The organism is Agrobacterium sp. P15N1-A (genome assembly GCF_044626815.1).
GTDB lineage: Bacteria > Pseudomonadota > Alphaproteobacteria > Rhizobiales > Rhizobiaceae > Agrobacterium > Agrobacterium leguminum.
Genome location: NZ_JBIUPF010000003.1, coordinates 113,830 through 130,808, shown reverse-complemented (window position 1 = coordinate 130,808; position 16,979 = coordinate 113,830). Strand labels below are relative to the sequence as shown.

Genomic DNA, 16,979 nt, shown 5'->3' with positions numbered 1-16,979 from the left:
GTCGTCATCCTTGCTTGGGGATCGGCCGTGCCGGAATGAATTGATCATAGAAAGCCTTTGCCCGGTCGACGCACCGCAATTGCCATTCGCGGAAGCAGATTGTTGCGTATGCAGCCGCCAGTTTGGCAGAGAGTTGCGTCGAGGCAAACCGGAAGCCGCCGCCGGTCCCCGGTTTACGGCCGGGTGCGGACAAGATGCGGCATAAGATGCGGCGGCGGATAAAAGCAACAGCGAAACATATCGAACCTTCCCATTTGTCGGGACAATCTTCTTTCGGCATCGGTCTATCAATGAATAAGCAGAAAAACGGAGTTCCGGCATGCAGGCGAGCCTGATCGATATCCAAACGTTTCAACCGGACCACCTCGACGCGGCCGTTGAACTTTCCCGCCAGGCCGGCTGGCCGCACCGGAAAGAAGACTGGGCACTGGTCCTTTCCCTGAGCAAGGGTTTCGTCGCCCTGGAAAACGGACGCGTCGTCGGAACCGCCATGGCGACGCTTCTCGGAGACACCTGCGCCACCGTCAATATGGTGATCGTGGACGAGAGCATGCGCGGCCGCGGCCTTGGACGCCAGTTGATGGGCGCGGCGATGGACGCAGCAGAAAATCGCGAGTGCCGTCTTGTAGCCACGGCCGACGGCCTGCCCCTTTATGAAAAGCTGGGCTTCGCCGCCTGCGGCGAGGTGCTCCAGCATCAGGGCATTCCGGCCACGACCGACAGGCCGGAAGGTGTCACCTGGGCGGAAACCATTGATCCGGCCGAACTCGCCGCGCTCGATGCGCAGGCTTTCGGTGCGGATCGCACGGCCCTATTTGCAGCACTTGCCGACAGGGCGCGTTTCGCACTCGTCCAGGAACAGGGCGTCATCAAGGGCTTTGCAGCACTTCGCGCCTTCGGACGCGGCGACGTCATCGGCCCGGTCGTGGCGGAAAATGCTGAAATCGCGAAAGATTTGATCGCATTCGTGTTTTCTGAGCGTCCTGGCGCATTCCTTCGTGTGGACACCACGGCCGATACGGGCCTTGCCCCCTGGCTTGCCGAACGCGGTCTTGGCCATGTCGGCGGCGGCATCGCCATGCGCCGGTCGAAAACCGAAATCCCCGCCGACAAAAAACTGAAAACATTCGCATTGACCAGCCAGGCGCTGGGCTGAATCCGGAGAGACCCCATGTTAAGCAATTCACTGATCGAACTGGATCGCGCCCATCTGGTGCACCCTGTCTCCTCCTTCCGCGGCCATGAGAAGCTGGGCGTGCGGGTGCTGCAATCGGCAAGCGGCGCCACCGTCACCGATATTACCGGGCATCAGCTCATCGACGGTTTTGCCGGCCTGTGGTGCGTCAATGCCGGTTACGGCCATGACAGCATCGTCGAGGCGGCGGCAAAGCAGATGCGGGAATTGCCCTATGCTACGGCTTATTTCGACATTGGCAGCGAACCGGCCATCCGGCTTGCCTCCGAGCTTGCCGACCGCGCACCGGGCGATCTCAACCACGTCTATTTCACACTCGGCGGTTCCGATGCGGTGGACAGCACCATTCGGTTCATCCGCTATTACTGGCATGCCAGGGGCCAGCCGCAGCGCGACCAGTTCATCTCCATCGAACAGGGTTATCACGGCTCCACCACCGCCGGTTCGGGCCTCACCGCCCTGCCGGCTTTCCATGCCGGTTTCGGCGTGCCCTACGACTGGCAGCACAAAATCCCGTCGCACTACGCCTACCGTAACCCGGTGGGAAGCGACCCGGCCGCCATCATCGCATCCTCCCTGCAAATCCTGAAGGATAAGATCGAGGCCATCGGTCCGGACCGCGTCGCCGCCTTCTATGCGGAGCCGATCCAGGGTTCCGGCGGGGTTCTCGTGCCGCCTCCCGGCTGGATCAAGGCCATGCGCGACCTCTGCCGTTCCTATGGCATCCTCTTCGTCGCCGACGAGGTCATCACCGGCTTTGGCCGCACGGGGCCGCTGTTTGCCTGTGCCGACGAGGATATCGTGCCGGACTTCATCACCACCGCCAAGGGTCTCACCTCCGGCTACGTGCCGATGGGCGCCGTCTTCATGGCGGACCACGTCTATGATACAATAGCCGACTTCGCAGGCGAGGCCGCAATCGGGCATGGCTACACCTATTCCGCCCATCCCGTCAGCGCCGCCGTCGGTCTCGAAGTGCTGAAACTTTACGAGGGCGGGCTACTGGAAAACGGTCGCCGCGCCGGTCAAAGGTTGATGGCGGGGCTTGAGGGCCTGAGAAGCCATCCGCTGGTCGGCGATGTCCGCGGGCGCGGCATGCTCGCCGCCGTCGAACTCGTGACCGACAAGGACAAAAAGACCCCGCTGCCAGCCGCCGCGGCCCCCGCACGCAAGGTTTTCGACCGCGCCTGGGAAAACGGCCTGATCGTGCGCGCCTTTGCGAACGGTATTCTGGGTTACGCGCCGCCGCTCTGCTGCACCGACAGCGAGATCGACGCCATCATCGAGCGGACCCTGAAGACCCTCGACCAGACGCTCGAAGACCCCGCCGTACGGGCCGCCATGGCCTGAGGCGATAGCCGGGTGGCGTTGCGGCATCCTCTCGAAATGTCGCAATGCACCGTATATTCGCAATATTCTGCCGAAGAGCCGATCCATTTCGGCGAATCCGGCGTGCCGAAAGTGCCAAACTATTAATGCAAACGGCACTAAACGCCATAAAAAAGGGCGTAATCGCAAATGGGAACGGGGCAAGGATCCCGTCCGGGAACAGAATAATCTGCCGCAGGCTCCCCAAGAGGCTTAAGGCGGCAAAGCGGAGACCGACATTGCCCAAAAAACTGAGCGACTTCAAATATATGAGCTTCGACGTGGTGGGGACCCTCATCGATTTCGAAGGCGGCCTGAAATCGACGCTGGCTGCAATCGGTGCGGAAAACGGCGTGGAGGTCGATGGTGAAAAAGCGCTGGCGCTCTACCGCGCGGCCCGTTATTCCGACGCGACCGACCTGTTTCCCGATGACCTCGTCCGCGTATACCTGATTATCGCTCCCGAACTCGGCCTGCCGGCGGAACGCGCATTCGGTGAACGCCTGCGCGATGCTGCAAAAAGCTGGAAAGGCTTTGAAGACAGCCGCGCCGCCATGGCCGAGCTTGCCAAGACGCATCGCCTCATCGCCATGACCAACGCCCAGCGCTGGGCCTTCGAATATTTCTCGAAGGAACTCGGCAATCCCTTTCATGCCGCTTTCACGGCGGATGACACCGGCACCGAAAAACCCGATCCCGCCTTTTTCGAAAAGGTCTTCGCCTTTGTGGAAAGCGAGGGCGCATCGAAGCACGACATTCTGCACGTCGCGCAAAGCCAGTACCACGATATCGGCATTTCCCGAAAACTGGGCATGACCAATTGCTGGATCGAACGTCGCCACGCCCAGAAAGGATATGGCGGCACGATCGAGCCGGAAAACTTTACCGAGCCGGACTACCACTTCACCTCCATGGCCGGCCTTGCCGAAGCAGTGAAACAGACGGGCGGCTGAGCCGCCCCGCCAATGGCGTGCCGCGAACTGGGATGTGGCATGCCGGAAATTTCTTCAGACGCATTTCAACAAATCATACAAAAGGGGAAGACCATGAGTGACAGGATTACAAACTGGACCCGCTCCGACGACGCCACCGTTGAACAGGCGATCCGACGCGGCGCAACGCGGCGTGAGCTGCTTCACATGCTGCTGGCGGGTGGCGTCGCCCTTTCCGCCGGCTCGGCCATCCTCGGCCGCGCCTCTGCCGCCGTGGCCGCAACGCCGGTATCCGGCGGCACGCTGAAAGCTGCCGGCTGGTCCTCCTCCACCGCCGATACGCTCGATCCGGCAAAGGCCTCGCTTTCGACGGACTATGTTCGTTGCTGCGCGCTCTACAACCGTTTGAGCTTCCTGGACGTTTCCGGCACACCGCAGCTGGAGCTGGCCGAAGCCATCGAAACGAAGGACGCCAAGACCTGGACTGTGAAGCTGCGTTCAGGCGTCACCTTCCATGACGGCAAGGCCCTGACGGCCGACGACGTGGTCTATTCGCTGAAGCGCCATCTCGATCCGGCCGTCGGTTCCAAGGTCGCCAAGATTGCCGCGCAGATGACCGGCTTCAAGGCTCTCGACAAGAGCACGGTCGAAATCACGCTGGCGAACGCGAATGCCGACCTGCCATCCATTCTGGCCCTGCACCATTTCATGATCGTCGCCGACGGCACCACGGATTTCTCCAAGGGCAACGGCACCGGCGCTTTCAAGCTCGAAAAATTCGAGCCGGGCGTGCGTTCGATCATGAGCAAGAACGCCAATTACTGGAAGTCTGGCGGCCCGCACATCGACAGCTTCGAATTCATGGCGATTTCGGACGACAATGCCCGCGTCAACGCCCTTCTCTCGGGCGATATCCAGCTCGCGGCCTCCATTAACCCGCGTGCGCTGCGCCTGCTCGACAAGCAGGACGGTGTCGTTCTTTCCAAGACGACATCCGGAAACTACACCAACCTCAACATGCGCCTCGACCAGGCACCGGGCAACAATGCCGATTTCATCGCCGGCATGAAGTCGATCGTCAATCGCGAGCAGATCGTCAAGGCGGCCCTGCGCGGTCTCGGTGAAGTCGGCAACGACCAGCCGGTTCCGCCGATGAGCCCCTATCACAATCCGGACCTCAAGCCGAAGGCCTTTGATCCGGAAAAGGCGAAGTTCCACTTCCAGAAGGCCGGCCTCATCGGCCAGTCCATTCCGGTCATCGCATCGGATGCGGCAAGCTCTTCAGTCGACATGGCGATGATCATTCAGGCTTCGGCTGCCGAAATCGGCGTCAAGCTGGATGTGCAGCGCGTGCCTTCGGACGGTTACTGGAGCAATTACTGGCTAAAGGCGCCGGTCCATTTCGGCAACATCAACCCGCGCCCGACACCGGACATCCTGTTCTCCCTGCTCTACGCTTCCGACGCACCGTGGAACGAAAGCCAGTACAAGTCGCCGAAGTTCGACAAGATGATGCTGGAAGCGCGCGGCATGCTCGATATGGACAAGCGCAAGCAAATCTACTTCGAACTGGAAACGATGATCGCCGACGAAGCCGGCACCATCATTCCCGCCTATATTTCGAACGTCGACGCCATCAGCTCCAAGCTCAAGGGTCTGGAAGCCAATCCGCTCGGCGGCATGATGGGTTATGCCTTTGCGGAATACGTCTGGCTCGAAGCCTGATAGACCATGGAGCCGGGCGCGAAAATGCGCCCGGCAGCCTTTCCGTCATTGCGGAAAGCCTCCACCATCAGGCACGTCGCAGGAGCATGTGAATGAACAGCCGGATATTATCCCTTATCGCCAGGCGGCTGGTCGTCATGCTGACGACGCTGCTTATCGTGTCGTTTATCGTCTTTTCCGCCACCAGCCTGCTGCCCGGCGACACGGCGACGATCCTTCTCGGTCAGGCGGCGACGCCGGAGGCCGTGGCCGGCCTGCGCACCGCCATGCATCTCGACGATCCGGCCCTCCTGCGTTTCGTCCGCTGGCTTCTCGGCCTGCTGCAGGGCGAACTCGGCACGTCCTACGCCAACAACATGGCGATTGCCGATCTTATCGGCCCGCGCTTCGTCAACTCCATGAAGCTTGCCGGCATTACCACCATCATCGCCGTGCCGCTGGCGCTCACCCTCGGCATCAGCTCCGCCATGCTGCGCGGCACGCTTTATGACCGGGCCGTCACCGTGCTGACCATCGGCGTCATCTCGGTGCCGGAATTCATGATCGCCACACTCGCCGTACTGCTTTTCGCCGTCTATCTGAAATGGCTTCCGGCGCTGTCGCTGGTCAGCGAAGTTCACACGCTTTTCGATGTTCTGCGGGTCTATGCCATGCCGGTCATCACGCTGACCTTCGTCGTTTCCGCACAGATGATCCGCATGAGCCGCGCCGCCGTCATCGAGACGCTGGATACGCCCTATGTGGAAATGGCGCTTTTGAAGGGCGCGCCGCGCATGCGCATCGTGCTTCGCCATGCGCTTCCCAATGCGCTCGGCCCCATCGTCAATGCGGTGGCGCTATCGCTTTCCTATCTCGTCGGCGGCGTCATCATCGTCGAGACGATCTTCAATTATCCCGGCATCGCCAAACTGATGGTCGATGGCGTCGCAACCCGCGACCTGCCGCTGATCCAGAGCTGCGCGATGATCTTCTGCGTCGGTTATCTCCTCCTCATCACGACGGCGGATATCATCGCCATCATGTCCAATCCGAGGCTGCGCTGATGGCCGACAATATCAAAACAACTTCGGGGACCTCGCGTTTGGGTTACAAGATCAACGCAGTCGGCGTTTTCGGCTTTCTCGTCATTTTTCTCTGGGCCATGGTCGCAATCTTCGCGCCCTATCTCATTCCGCATCCCGTCGGTGAAATCGTCGATCTCGATTATTTCGGGCCGATGACCTCTGATCTTTGGCTCGGTTCCGATTATCTCGGTCGCGACGTATTTTCCCGCATTCTCATGGGCGCGCGTTTCACGGTCGGCATCTCGCTCGCCGCCGTCACCATTGCCTGCACCTCCGGCGTCGTGCTTGGCATGTGCGCCGCCGTCATCGGCGGCTGGTTCGATGCGGCGCTCAGCCGGTTTCTCGATGCGGTGAATTCCATTCCGAGCAAGCTTTTCGGCCTCGTGGTCGTCGCCGCTGTCGGCTCTTCCATTCCGGTGCTGATCATCACGCTCTCGGTCATCTATACTCCGGGCGCCTATCGTTTCGCCCGGGCGCTCGCCGTCAACGTCAACACCATGGATTTCGTCACCGTCGCCCGGGTGCGCGGCGAAAGCCTGCTCTACCTCATCGGTTCCGAAATCCTGCCGAACATCGTCCGGCCCGTACTGGCCGATCTTGGCGTGCGCTTCGTGTTCATCGTGCTGCTTCTGTCGGGCCTCTCCTTCCTCGGCCTCGGCCTGCAGCCGCCGAATGCGGACTGGGGCGCGCTGGTGCGTGAGAACATCGGCGGCCTGCCGTTTGCGGCCCCTGCCGTCATCTTCCCGTCGCTGGCCATTGCCAGCCTGACGATCAGCGTCAACCTGCTGATCGACAATCTGCCGCAGAAAATCCGCGACAGGAGCGAATAATGAGCAATCTCGTTGAAATCCGTGGACTGAAAGTCGAGGCCACCACCGATTCCGGCCGCCGTATCGACATCATCAAGGGCGTGGACATCGACATCGCCGATGGTGAGATCGTCGCGCTGATCGGCGAGAGCGGTTCCGGCAAGACCACCATCGCGCTGACCCTGATGGGCTATGCCCGGCCGGGCTGCCGCATTTCCGGCGGCAGCGTCAAGGTGGCGGGCCAGGACATGGTGCAGCTTTCCGAAGCCGAACGCGCCAAAATCCGCGGCACGAAAGTGGCCTATGTGCCGCAAAGTGCGGCCGCCGCCTTCAACCCGGCGCAGAAAATCATCGATCAGGTCATCGAAGTCACCCGCATCCACCATCTGATGCCGCCGCAGGAAGCGCGGACACGTGCGGTGGAACTTTTCAAGGCGCTGTCGTTGCCCAACCCCGAGACCATCGGCGAGCGTTACCCGCATCAGGTGTCCGGCGGCCAGCTTCAGCGCCTCTCCGCCGCAATGGCGCTGATCGGCAATCCGAAACTGGTGATCTTCGACGAACCGACCACCGCGCTCGACGTCACGACCCAGATCGAGGTGCTGCGCGCCTTCAAATCGGCAATGCGCAAGAACGGCATAGGCGGCGTGTATGTTTCGCACGATCTCGCCGTCGTCGCCCAGATCGCCGACCGGATCGTTGTGCTGAAAGGCGGCGAGGTTCAGGAAACCGGTACGACCAAGGATATCCTCGAAAATGCCCAGCATCCCTACACGAAGGAACTGCTGACGGCCTTTCATGACAAGGCGCGCGTCATCACACCCGCCAAACAGGAGCAGGCAACGCCACTGCTGGATATCGAAAAGCTGATCGCCGGTTACGGAACGAAGGGCGACGACAAGATGCCGCTGGTGCGTGCGGTGGATAGCGTCAGCCTTTCGGTCTATCCCGGCCGTAATCTCGGCATCATCGGCGAGTCCGGTTGCGGAAAATCGACGCTGGCGCGCGCCATTGCCGGCATTCTGCCGGCGGCCGGCGGCCATGTCATCTTCGAAGGCCGGGAACTGGATGCGGATGCACGGCGTCGAACCGGCGACCAGCTACGGCGTATGCAGATCGTGTTCCAATATGCCGATACCGCACTCAACCCGTCGAAACCCATCGAGGATATTCTCGGCCGGCCGCTGACCTTCTATCACGGCATGAAAGGCAAGGCGCGCGACGCCCGGATCGATCAGCTTCTCGATATGGTGAAACTGCCGCGCTCGGTCCGTCACCGCCACCCTTCCGGCCTTTCCGGCGGGCAGAAACAACGCGTTAATTTTGCCCGCGCACTTGCCGCCGAACCGTCGCTCATCATCTGCGATGAAATCACCTCAGCGCTCGATACCGTGGTGGCGGCCGCAATCATCGATCTTCTCGGAGAACTGCAGCGGGAGCTGAACCTCTCCTATATCTTCATCAGCCACGATCTTTCGGTGGTGGAGACCATCTGCGACGAGATCGTCGTGATGTATGGCGGGCAGAAGGTGGAGCATCTGGAAACGGAAGCGATCAAATCGCCCTCCCACCCCTATTCAAAACTGCTGTTCTCCTCGGTGCCGAAACTCGACCCGAAATGGCTCGACAATCTCCAGCAGGATGCGGAGCTGGTGCGGGCGTTTTCGAAAAGGTGAGCTCGACGAATGCCGAAGAGGTATGAGAACCTCTCCTCCGTCATGCCGGACTTGATCCGGCATCCAGCCACGACGCGTCTGCGTCGTGAAATGAGTCTATTGCGATCAAAGACTTGATCGCGCTGGACCCCGGATCAAGTCCGGGGTGACGGAATGTGAATGCAACGCCCGTGCCAAATCCATCGGTTCTGCGGATGCCTGAGGCGCTCCCTCCACCTCACAGCGGAAACAGGCTGGTCAGCGGCATATGCGACTTGATGATCGGCGATTTCAGCACCACGAAGCTGAAATATTTGTCGATGCCCACGTCCATATCGGTCAGCCGCTCCATGATCGACTGATATTCGACGATACCAGAGGTGACGAATTTCAGCAGGTAGTCGTAACCGCCGGAAACGAGGTGGCATTCCACTACCTGGTCGATCTTTTCGACAACGCCGAGGAAGCGGGCGAAATCGATCTGGCGATGGTTCTTGAGCGTGATTTCCGTAAACACCGTCAGCGTCTGGCCGAGCTTGTTGATGTTGATCTGCGCCGAATAACCCTCGATATAACCTTCCGCCTGCAGCTTCTTCACCCGCATCAGGCAAGGGCTGGGGGACAGATTGACAAGCTCCGCCAGCTCGACATTGGTGATGCGACCGTTTTTCTGCAATTCGTAGAGGATCTTGATATCGATCCGGTCAAGTTTCATCACGTGCGGAACCCCTTTTTTGTTTTTTGAAGACGCGGCATAAAATTCTGGCGCGGCAAAGGAAATCTTACCACATGGGCGAGCCCTGTCGACGTGGGGATATTTTTTTGATGCAGCATAAAGAGTTGCAGAGGCGTCGCCCAACAGCAGGAGATTCCGGCAAGACGCCCAGTCTGGCAGCGTTTACACGCCGGCTGAGGTAGATTAGGACGAATATAAGGAGTCCGACCATGCCCGCCCCGCTGCAACAGATCACGACATCGCCGGAACTGCCGACATCCGCAGACGCCGTCATTATCGGCGGCGGCATCGTCGGTGTCTTCGCCGCCTATTATCTCGCCCGGCGCGGCCTGAAGGTGGCGCTGGTCGAAAAGGGTCTGATCGGAGCGGAGCAATCCAGCCGCAACTGGGGCTGGTGCCGCCAGCAGAACCGCGACGCCCGCGAATTGCCGATTTCCACCAAGAGCCTGGCGCTCTGGGAAGAGTTTGGCGCAGAGAGCGGCGAAGACACGGGTTTTCGCCGCTGCGGGCTGTTTTACCTGAGCCACAATGAAGCCGAGCTTGCCGGCTGGGCGCGCTGGCGCGATTTTGCCATTACCGCAGGCGTAACGACCCATATGCTGAGCGCCGATGAAGCGAGCGAACGCGGCCGATCCACGGGAAAGCGCTGGAAGGGCGGCGTATTTTCGCCGACGGACGGCACGGCCGATCCTTCCATGGCGGCGCCCGCCGTGGCGCGCGCCATCATCAAGCTGGGCGGCACGGTGCATCAGAATTGCGCCGCACGCGGGCTTGAGACGGAAGGTGGCCGGGTCAGCGCCGTCGTCACCGAAAAAGGCACGATCCGCACCAAAACCGCCATCATGTCCGGCGGGGCCTGGGCGTCGTCCTTTTGCCGGCAGCTCGGCATTCGTTTCCCGCAGGCCTCCGTCCGCTCTTCCATCCTCTCCGTCACACCGGGTGCGGAAGGGCTGCCGGATGCGCTGCACACCGCCGCCGTCTCGGCAACGAAGAGAAAAGACGGCGGTTACACGCTCGCCATCAGCGGGCTGGGGCGCATCGACCCGACGGCGCAGCAGATGCGGTTTGCCCGTGAATTCATCCCGATGTTCCTCAAGCGCTGGCGAAGCCTGCGGCCGGGCGGGCTGGAAGGCATTCGCGGCGGCCACGAGACGCTGAAACGCTGGCGGCTTGATGCGCCGACACCGATGGAACGGGTTCGTATTCTCGATCCGAAACCCAACGCCGCCGCCATCCGCGAGACCCATAGAAGGGCGCTTGAGCTTCTGCCCGCCCTCGGCAAAACGCAGATTTCCGCCGCCTGGGCCGGTTTCATCGACAGTACGCCCGATGGCGTGCCCGCCATTGGCGAGACAAGCGAATTGCCCGGCTTCATCCTCGCCGCCGGTTTCAGCGGCCACGGTTTCGGCATCGGACCGGGCGCCGGCCATCTGATCGCCGATATCGTGACGGGCTCGAACCCGATCGTCGATGCCGCACCCTATCACCCCAGCCGTTTCCTGAATTCGTCCTGGGGCAAGGTCGCGGATTTCTGACCCTCCCTTAGTGGGATGCGACAGGCTCACCGCGGCGGAAACGGCCGATGTGAAAATCCGCAATCGGCGCCGTGGTCTTTCCGGTCGCTATCAGCTCCGCCATCACGTCGCCGACACCCGGGCCGATCTGGAAACCGTGGCCGCTGAAGCCAAAGGCATAATAAAGGCCGCAGGTCGCGGCACTGTCTCCCATGACCGGCAGATCGTCGGCCATATAGCCCTCCACGCCGGACCAGGTGCGGATCAGCCGGGCATGGCGCAAGGCGGGTGCCAGCCGCAGAAGCTGACGCAGCTGGGCATCGAGCCCGGCGGGATCGTATTTCGCCCGCCGTTCATCCAGCGCGGCGGCGCATCGTTTCACCCCGCCGAAAATGACATTTCCACGCGGGATTTGCCGCATATAGATCACTTCGCCGGGAATTTTGGTGGAGACGCCAACGACCGGGTGAATGAACCATGGCAAGGGTTCCGTCACGCCCATTTGCGGGCCGGCCACTTCCAGCGGCACCGCCTCCCCCAAAGCGCCGGCAAACCCGCCGCCCCATGCGCCGCTGGCGACCAGCACCACGGGCGCGCGATAATCTCCTTCCGCCGTCGCCACCCGGAAATCCTCGCCGGCCTTTTGGATGGCCAGAACCTCGCAATTTTCCACGATCGTTGCGCCATCCCGCCGCGCCGCACGGGCAAAGGCGGGCGCGACGAGGCGCGGATTGGCGTGACCATCATGCGGCGACCATGATCCGGCAACCGCCTCCGGTCCGATGAAGGGGAATTTCTGCCGGATGACCTCGCGCGGGAGGATATGCAACTCCAGACCATATTGCGCGGCATCGTCGCGGTATTTCTCGACCGTGGCGATCTGTTCTTCCGTCCAGAGAAACCGGATATGGCCGACGGGCATGAATTCCACATCCGCGCCGGTCAGTTGCGGGATGCGGCTCCAGATATCCCGCGATCTGTTGGCGAGCGGAAGCTGCCCGAGATAACGGCCCTGACGGCGGACATTGCCAAAATTGGTGCCGCTCGCCTGCTGGCCGACAAGAAAACGCTCCAGCAGAATGACGCTGACGCCCCGTTGCCGCAGGAAAAACGCCGTGGCGGTTCCGACAATGCCGCCGCCGACAATAATGACATCCGCCTCCGCAAGCGCGTTACGCATCATCGTCTCCCCTCACAATCGTCAGCGGCAGCGGTTTTACCGGCGCCTGCCCGCGCAGCCGTCCCGCCGATTCCACCGGCAGACCAGAGGCGGCGGCGACAATCTCCTGTCCCGCCTGCCCGCAAAACCGCCCCTGGCACCGGCCCATGCCGGCCCGCGAGAAGGCTTTCGAGCGATTGACTTCCGTTGCGCCCTTGCCGGTGACGCTCGCGCGCAGCTCTCCCGCCGTCACAACCTCGCAGCGGCAGATGATCGTGTCGTCGGCAAGCGCCTGCGCCAACTGGTGTGGCCAGGGGAAGGCCCGGGCCATTCCCTGCGCAAAGCGCCTCGCAGCTCTCAATTGCTTCCGGCAGCGGCCGATCTCCGCGCGGGATGGCTTCAAACCCTGATCCTCAAGGAGCGCGAAGGCGGCAAGCCGGCCGGAGGCTTCCGCACCGTCTGCACCGAGAATACGCACGCCATCGCCCGCGAGATAGACATTCGGCACAGAACTGCGCCCCATATCGTCCACATCCGGCAACCATTGCCGGATCGACGGATGAAAGGAAAAGCGACATCCGGCAAGATCAGCAAGCTGGCTTTCCGCCCGCAGATGATAACCCATGCCGACCGCATCGCAGGCGAGGCGCTTTTCCTCACCGGACGCATCCCGGTAGCGAATGCCGGTCACGCCGCTCTCGCCGTCACCGATAATCTCTATCGGCACAATGCCTCGCTCAATCCTTACCCCGCCCGCAAACAGCGCAGCAACAAGCCGCATGCCCTTGAGGAGCTGCGACGGCCGCGCCATCATCCCCGGCAGACCCTTGATCTGCGTGGAAAACGGCGTGGTATCCAGCACTGCCACGGGCGCCGCGCTTGCCTTCATATATTGATAAGCCACGAGATAGAGCAGCGGTCCCGTGCCCATGAAAACCACCCGCCGCCCTATCGCGCAGGCCTGCGCCTTCAGCGATATCTGTGCGGCACCGAGAGAAAAACAACCCGGTCTCGTCCAGCCCGGCAAAGGCATGATGCGGTCGGTCGCACCCGATGCGATGAAAAGGGCATCGAAATCCAGAGCTTCGGATGTCTCCCCCCGCTGAATATGAATGCGATTGTCACGGATTGCCCATGCCAGGGTCTGCGGCCGGTAATCGATATGGTCCGAAAGCCTGTCGAATGTCTCGTGCAAAGCCTTCGCCTTGTCCGCTTCCGTGCCATAAAGGGCCGCATAGGAACGCCGGAAATTCTGCGGCTGGCGGCGATAGATCTGGCCGCCGCTGCGATCTCCCTCATCAATGACGACGGGGCGGAGCCCCGCCCGCACCAGCGTCTCGGCGGCACGCGTACCGGCGGGGCCGGCGCCCACGATCACGATGCGCAAATCTGCCATAACCCCTCCGGAACCTCGGTTCTGATATCCATGCCCGGGAGTACGGCGGTGGAACAGGCGCGCAGCCGCTCGCCTTCGCCCGTCCACACCCAGCAATCCTGACAGGCGCCCATCAGACAGAACCCCGCCCGCTTGCCATCGGCGAACTCGGACAAACGGGCAAAGCCGCGCGACAGCATCAGCACCGTCAGCACTGTGTCTCCCTCCAGCGCCTCGACCGGCATGCCGTCGATCAGGACTGCGCAAGCCGCGCGTCGCTCTTCGGCGATGCGCCTGAATCTCGCCAGCATCCGCGTTTCCTTTCCCGAAACCTTCGCAGGCACCTCTCCTGCACCTTCACAGATTTCCACGGCAGAAGGTTTGCCGCCAATCGCAAATGGTCGCTTGAACAGAACCTTGGGTTATGGAAGAGATGACGCCGGAGGTTTCCATGAACGCCCGACAGCTTGAAATTTTCCGCGCCATCATGCGCGACGGCTCCGTGACGGCGGCCGCCAATTCGCTTGCCGTTTCCCAGCCCGGCGTCAGCAAGGTGCTGCACCATCTGGAAAGCCAACTGGGTTACAAGCTGTTCGAGCGCATTGGCGGGCGGCTGGTGCCGACGATGGAAGCGCATCTGATCTATGAGGATGCCGACCGGGTTTTTCGCGAACTTGAAGTTCTGAAAAAGCTGACGCGCACCATCGGCGAGCGCAAGCTCGGCCTTCTGCGCATCGGCGCCAGCCTGCCGGTCACCTATTCCGTGCTGCCCGAGGCGCTGCTTGCCTTCCGGCAGGCGCATCCGACCGTCAAAATCCACCTCAACGCCCTGCCCAAAAAAGAGATTGCCGAACAATTGCTGCTGGGCGACATCGATTTTGCAGTAACGCTCTCCACCATTCAGGCGCCGACGGTGCGTAGCGAAATTCTCGCCTCCGTACCGGTCGTGGCAGTGATGCGGCATGATGACGCTCTCGCCGAAATGATGACGGTGACGCCTCGCGACCTCGCCGGCAGGCCGCTGATTTCCTATGGCAACCATGCGGACGAGATCGGCCCGCAGCTTAATGAAGCCTTCGAACGCGACGGGCTTGTGCGTGACGTTTCGGTGCAGGTCACCTCATCGGTCGGTGCCGTGCCGCTGGTACGCGGCGGCATCGGCATCGCCCTTGTCGACGGTCTGGTGCGCTGGAACAGTTTCGAGGGGGTGACGGTGCGCCCGTTCATGCCTGAAGTAACGATGAATGTCGCCGTTTCCACCAACACGGCCCGGCCGCTCTCGCGTTTCTTCAAACCCTTCGTCGGTGAATTGCGAAAGCTTTTCCGCGCCCTTCCCGCACAGAATTGACGGACAAAACAATACCCGCAAGGCCTGAGCCTGCGGGTATTGCAGTCCGCCGCATATGTTCGACCGGTCAGCTTTTCGGCAGGCCGGGAGGGTTGGTCCGCGATTCCGGCAGGGCTTCTTCCGATAGCTGCCAGCGATCCAGAATCTTCGCGTAAGCGCCGCTCTTGATCAGGTCGTTGGTGGCAAGCGTCAGCGCATCGGCCAGTCCCGATCCCTTGCGGGTGGTGATGGCGACATCGGAACGTTCCGGCCAGCCGGCGGAAAGGGTCCCGACACGCTTGATGGTCTTGTCGCGCGCGGCGATGAAGACCAGCTGCGCATGCGGCTGGACGATCACATCCGCCCGCCCCGCTGAAAGCGCCACAAGCCGGGTCGCTTCATCATCGTAATATTGCAGCTCGATCGGCTTCAATCCGGCGGCGACGTTTTCGTCACTCCATTTCAGCAGAATGCGCTCCTGATTGGTGCCGGCGCCGACGATTATCCTCAGGCCCGCCGCATTCTTCGGCTCGCGGATGGCGGTTATGCCGCTGTCTGCCTTGACGAAAAATCCGTGCAGGCCCTGACGATAGGTGGAGAAATCGAACTTTTCCTTGCGCTGCTCGGTAACGCCCACATTCGAGATCACCGCATCGTATTTGCCGGAGGCGAGCCCCAGCGGCCAGTCCGCCCAGGCGACCGCCACCAGTTCCAGCTCCAGGCCGAGGCTGTCAGCCACCGCAAGCGCATAATCGGGATCTGCACCGACTACCGTTTTTGCATCCGTCGCATAGGTCGCGAGCGGCGGTCCGCCGGGTGCGACCGCGACGGTGAGTTTGCCCGGCGAAACGAATTTGAAATCCTTGGGAACAGCGGCAATTGCGCCGGGGTCTTTCTCAACCCGGATGCGGCCGGGCTGATCCGGCGAGAGGTCGAAGACATCGGTTGCGAAAGCCGACCCAAGACCGGCGATGGAGAGAAAGACGCCGAGCGTGGCCGTGGCGAAACGAGAGGTGAAGGTCATTGTGGTTTCCCGATAGAATAATTGCGGGACGGAGGTAGCGCGGACGGGAGGATGCCCGCGCTACCGGCTGAGTGATGTCCCACCTTCAACTCAGCTTTTTGGCAACTCAGCTTTTGGCAACTCAGCCTTTGGAAAATCTGGCCTCAGCTCTTGGGCAGGCCGGGCGGATTGGTGCGGGATTCGGTGATGGCCTCGGAACCGAGATTCCAGCGGGCGAGAACCTTGCCGTAATTGCCGTTCTTGATCTGGGCGTTCAGCGCGGCGGTGATGGCCTCGGCTATGCCTGCGTCCTTTTTCGAAGCGACGGCGATCTCGGCCGCTTCCGGCCAGCCGCCGGAGAAGGTGCCGACAAGCTTCGTCTTCTTCTGGCTTGCCGCCTGAAAGGCGGAGGTCGCGTTGGGGCCGAGATAGGCATCCGCGCGGCCGGATTGCAGGGCGACGTCAAGCACGGCCTGATCGTCATAATATTGCACCTCGGTATCGGCCAGCCCCTTCGACTTGTTGTCCTTGATCCATTTCAGCAGGATCTGCTCCTGATTGGTGGCCGCCCCGACGATGACCTTCAGCCCTGCGACATCCTCCGGCTTGCCGATTGATGTGACCTTGCTGTTATTGCCGACGTAGAAGCCGAGCAGATCGTTGCGGTAGCTGGAAAAATCGAACTTTTCCTTGCGGGCTTCCGTCACCGTGATGTTGGAAGTAACGGCGTCATATTTGCCGGATGCAAGACCGAGCGGCCAGTCCGCCCAGGCGATGGGAACAAGCTGCAGCTCGAGGCCGAGGCTGTCTGCGACCAGCTGGGCGATATCCGGCTCCACGCCGATCGGCGTTTTCGTGTCGCTTGCATAATCCACCAGCGGCAGGCGGAAGGGAACGGTCGCGACCGTCAGCTTTCCGTCGGCGATGAATTTGTGGCCGGCGGGCAGAAGCTTGATTGCCTCTTGCACCTTTTCGACGCGCACCCGCCCCTTCTGCTCGGGCGACAGGTCGACCTCCTGCGCATGCGCGGCCGGAATGAGCGCAGCGGTGGCGGTGAAAAGACCGCCGGCAAGCAGGGACAATAATTTCCATGAAAATGCCATGTGAGTGTTTCCTT

16 protein-coding genes are annotated in these 16,979 nt (G+C 61.5%); 9 read left to right on the top strand and 7 right to left on the bottom strand.

The window, feature by feature from the left end; translation table 11 throughout:
* Nucleotides 1–4: 4 nt before the first annotated feature.
* Nucleotides 5–346, bottom strand: coding sequence for a hypothetical protein (locus ACIK7D_RS12555; protein WP_400156468.1), 342 nt, complete (start codon nucleotides 344–346; stop codon nucleotides 5–7).
* Here ACIK7D_RS12555 and ACIK7D_RS12550 point away from each other — a divergent pair.
* From ACIK7D_RS12550 to ACIK7D_RS12520, 7 genes are all read left to right on the top strand, one after another.
* Nucleotides 320–1,156 (top strand): GNAT family N-acetyltransferase, encoded by an 837-nt coding sequence (locus ACIK7D_RS12550; protein WP_400156467.1) that lies wholly within the window; start codon nucleotides 320–322, stop codon nucleotides 1,154–1,156. The genes ACIK7D_RS12555 and ACIK7D_RS12550 overlap by 27 nt on opposite strands.
* Before the next feature lie 15 nt (nucleotides 1,157–1,171).
* Nucleotides 1,172–2,545 carry an aspartate aminotransferase family protein gene (locus tag ACIK7D_RS12545; protein WP_400156466.1) on the top strand — a complete coding sequence of 458 codons (1,374 nt, stop codon included), beginning with the start codon at nucleotides 1,172–1,174 and terminating at the stop codon, nucleotides 2,543–2,545.
* Nucleotides 2,546–2,802: 257 nt separating this feature from the next.
* Entirely contained in the window at nucleotides 2,803–3,516 is a 714-nt protein-coding gene (locus ACIK7D_RS12540; RefSeq protein ID WP_162936840.1) for an HAD-IA family hydrolase, read from the top strand.
* A gap of 93 nt (nucleotides 3,517–3,609) precedes the next feature.
* Nucleotides 3,610–5,220, top strand: a complete 1,611-nt coding sequence (locus ACIK7D_RS12535; protein ID WP_400156465.1) for an ABC transporter substrate-binding protein — start codon at nucleotides 3,610–3,612, stop codon at nucleotides 5,218–5,220.
* Between the two features lie 92 nt (nucleotides 5,221–5,312).
* Nucleotides 5,313–6,263 carry an ABC transporter permease gene (locus ACIK7D_RS12530; RefSeq protein WP_003524664.1) on the top strand — a complete coding sequence of 317 codons (951 nt, stop codon included), beginning with the start codon at nucleotides 5,313–5,315 and terminating at the stop codon, nucleotides 6,261–6,263.
* A complete protein-coding gene (locus ACIK7D_RS12525; protein ID WP_400156464.1) occupies nucleotides 6,263–7,114 on the top strand; it encodes an ABC transporter permease in 852 nt (283 codons plus the stop codon). Before ACIK7D_RS12530 ends, ACIK7D_RS12525 begins: the two co-directional genes overlap by 1 nt.
* Nucleotides 7,114–8,769, top strand: a complete 1,656-nt coding sequence (locus ACIK7D_RS12520; RefSeq protein WP_400156463.1) for an ABC transporter ATP-binding protein — start codon at nucleotides 7,114–7,116, stop codon at nucleotides 8,767–8,769. The genes ACIK7D_RS12525 and ACIK7D_RS12520 overlap by 1 nt, the downstream gene beginning before the upstream one ends.
* A 217-nt stretch (nucleotides 8,770–8,986) precedes the next feature.
* Here ACIK7D_RS12520 and ACIK7D_RS12515 read toward each other — a convergent pair whose 3' ends face one another.
* Nucleotides 8,987–9,463, bottom strand: a complete 477-nt coding sequence (locus ACIK7D_RS12515; RefSeq protein ID WP_003506856.1) for an Lrp/AsnC family transcriptional regulator — start codon at nucleotides 9,461–9,463, stop codon at nucleotides 8,987–8,989.
* Nucleotides 9,464–9,693: 230 nt separating this feature from the next.
* On the opposite strand from ACIK7D_RS12515, the gene ACIK7D_RS12510 reads away from it, so the two are divergent.
* The gene (locus ACIK7D_RS12510) at nucleotides 9,694–11,019 is read left to right on the top strand and encodes an NAD(P)/FAD-dependent oxidoreductase (RefSeq protein ID WP_400156462.1); all 1,326 of its coding nucleotides are present in this window, start codon (nucleotides 9,694–9,696) and stop codon (nucleotides 11,017–11,019) included.
* Nucleotides 11,020–11,026: 7 nt separating this feature from the next.
* On the opposite strand, the gene ACIK7D_RS12505 is transcribed toward ACIK7D_RS12510, so the two are convergent.
* The 3 genes from ACIK7D_RS12505 to ACIK7D_RS12495 are packed head-to-tail and all read right to left on the bottom strand — an operon-like array spanning nucleotide 11,027 to nucleotide 13,843.
* Nucleotides 11,027–12,178, bottom strand: coding sequence for an NAD(P)/FAD-dependent oxidoreductase (locus ACIK7D_RS12505; protein ID WP_400156461.1), 1,152 nt, complete (start codon nucleotides 12,176–12,178; stop codon nucleotides 11,027–11,029).
* Nucleotides 12,171–13,553: an FAD-dependent oxidoreductase gene (locus ACIK7D_RS12500; protein ID WP_400156460.1), complete on the bottom strand. Its 1,383-nt coding sequence runs from the start codon at nucleotides 13,551–13,553 to the stop codon at nucleotides 12,171–12,173. Before ACIK7D_RS12500 ends, ACIK7D_RS12505 begins: the two co-directional genes overlap by 8 nt.
* Nucleotides 13,532–13,843 carry a (2Fe-2S)-binding protein gene (locus ACIK7D_RS12495; protein WP_400156459.1) on the bottom strand — a complete coding sequence of 104 codons (312 nt, stop codon included), beginning with the start codon at nucleotides 13,841–13,843 and terminating at the stop codon, nucleotides 13,532–13,534. The genes ACIK7D_RS12500 and ACIK7D_RS12495 overlap by 22 nt, the downstream gene beginning before the upstream one ends.
* A gap of 113 nt (nucleotides 13,844–13,956) precedes the next feature.
* Between ACIK7D_RS12495 and ACIK7D_RS12490 the strand changes: the two genes are divergently transcribed.
* Nucleotides 13,957–14,880: a LysR substrate-binding domain-containing protein gene (locus ACIK7D_RS12490; protein ID WP_400156458.1), complete on the top strand. Its 924-nt coding sequence runs from the start codon at nucleotides 13,957–13,959 to the stop codon at nucleotides 14,878–14,880.
* A gap of 67 nt (nucleotides 14,881–14,947) precedes the next feature.
* Here ACIK7D_RS12490 and ACIK7D_RS12485 read toward each other — a convergent pair whose 3' ends face one another.
* Together ACIK7D_RS12485 and ACIK7D_RS12480 are read right to left on the bottom strand one after the other, a co-directional pair.
* Entirely contained in the window at nucleotides 14,948–15,883 is a 936-nt protein-coding gene (locus ACIK7D_RS12485) for an ABC transporter substrate-binding protein (protein WP_400156457.1), read from the bottom strand.
* Between the two features lie 143 nt (nucleotides 15,884–16,026).
* The gene (locus tag ACIK7D_RS12480) at nucleotides 16,027–16,965 is read right to left on the bottom strand and encodes an ABC transporter substrate-binding protein (RefSeq protein WP_400156456.1); all 939 of its coding nucleotides are present in this window, start codon (nucleotides 16,963–16,965) and stop codon (nucleotides 16,027–16,029) included.
* Nucleotides 16,966–16,979: the final 14 nt, after the last annotated feature.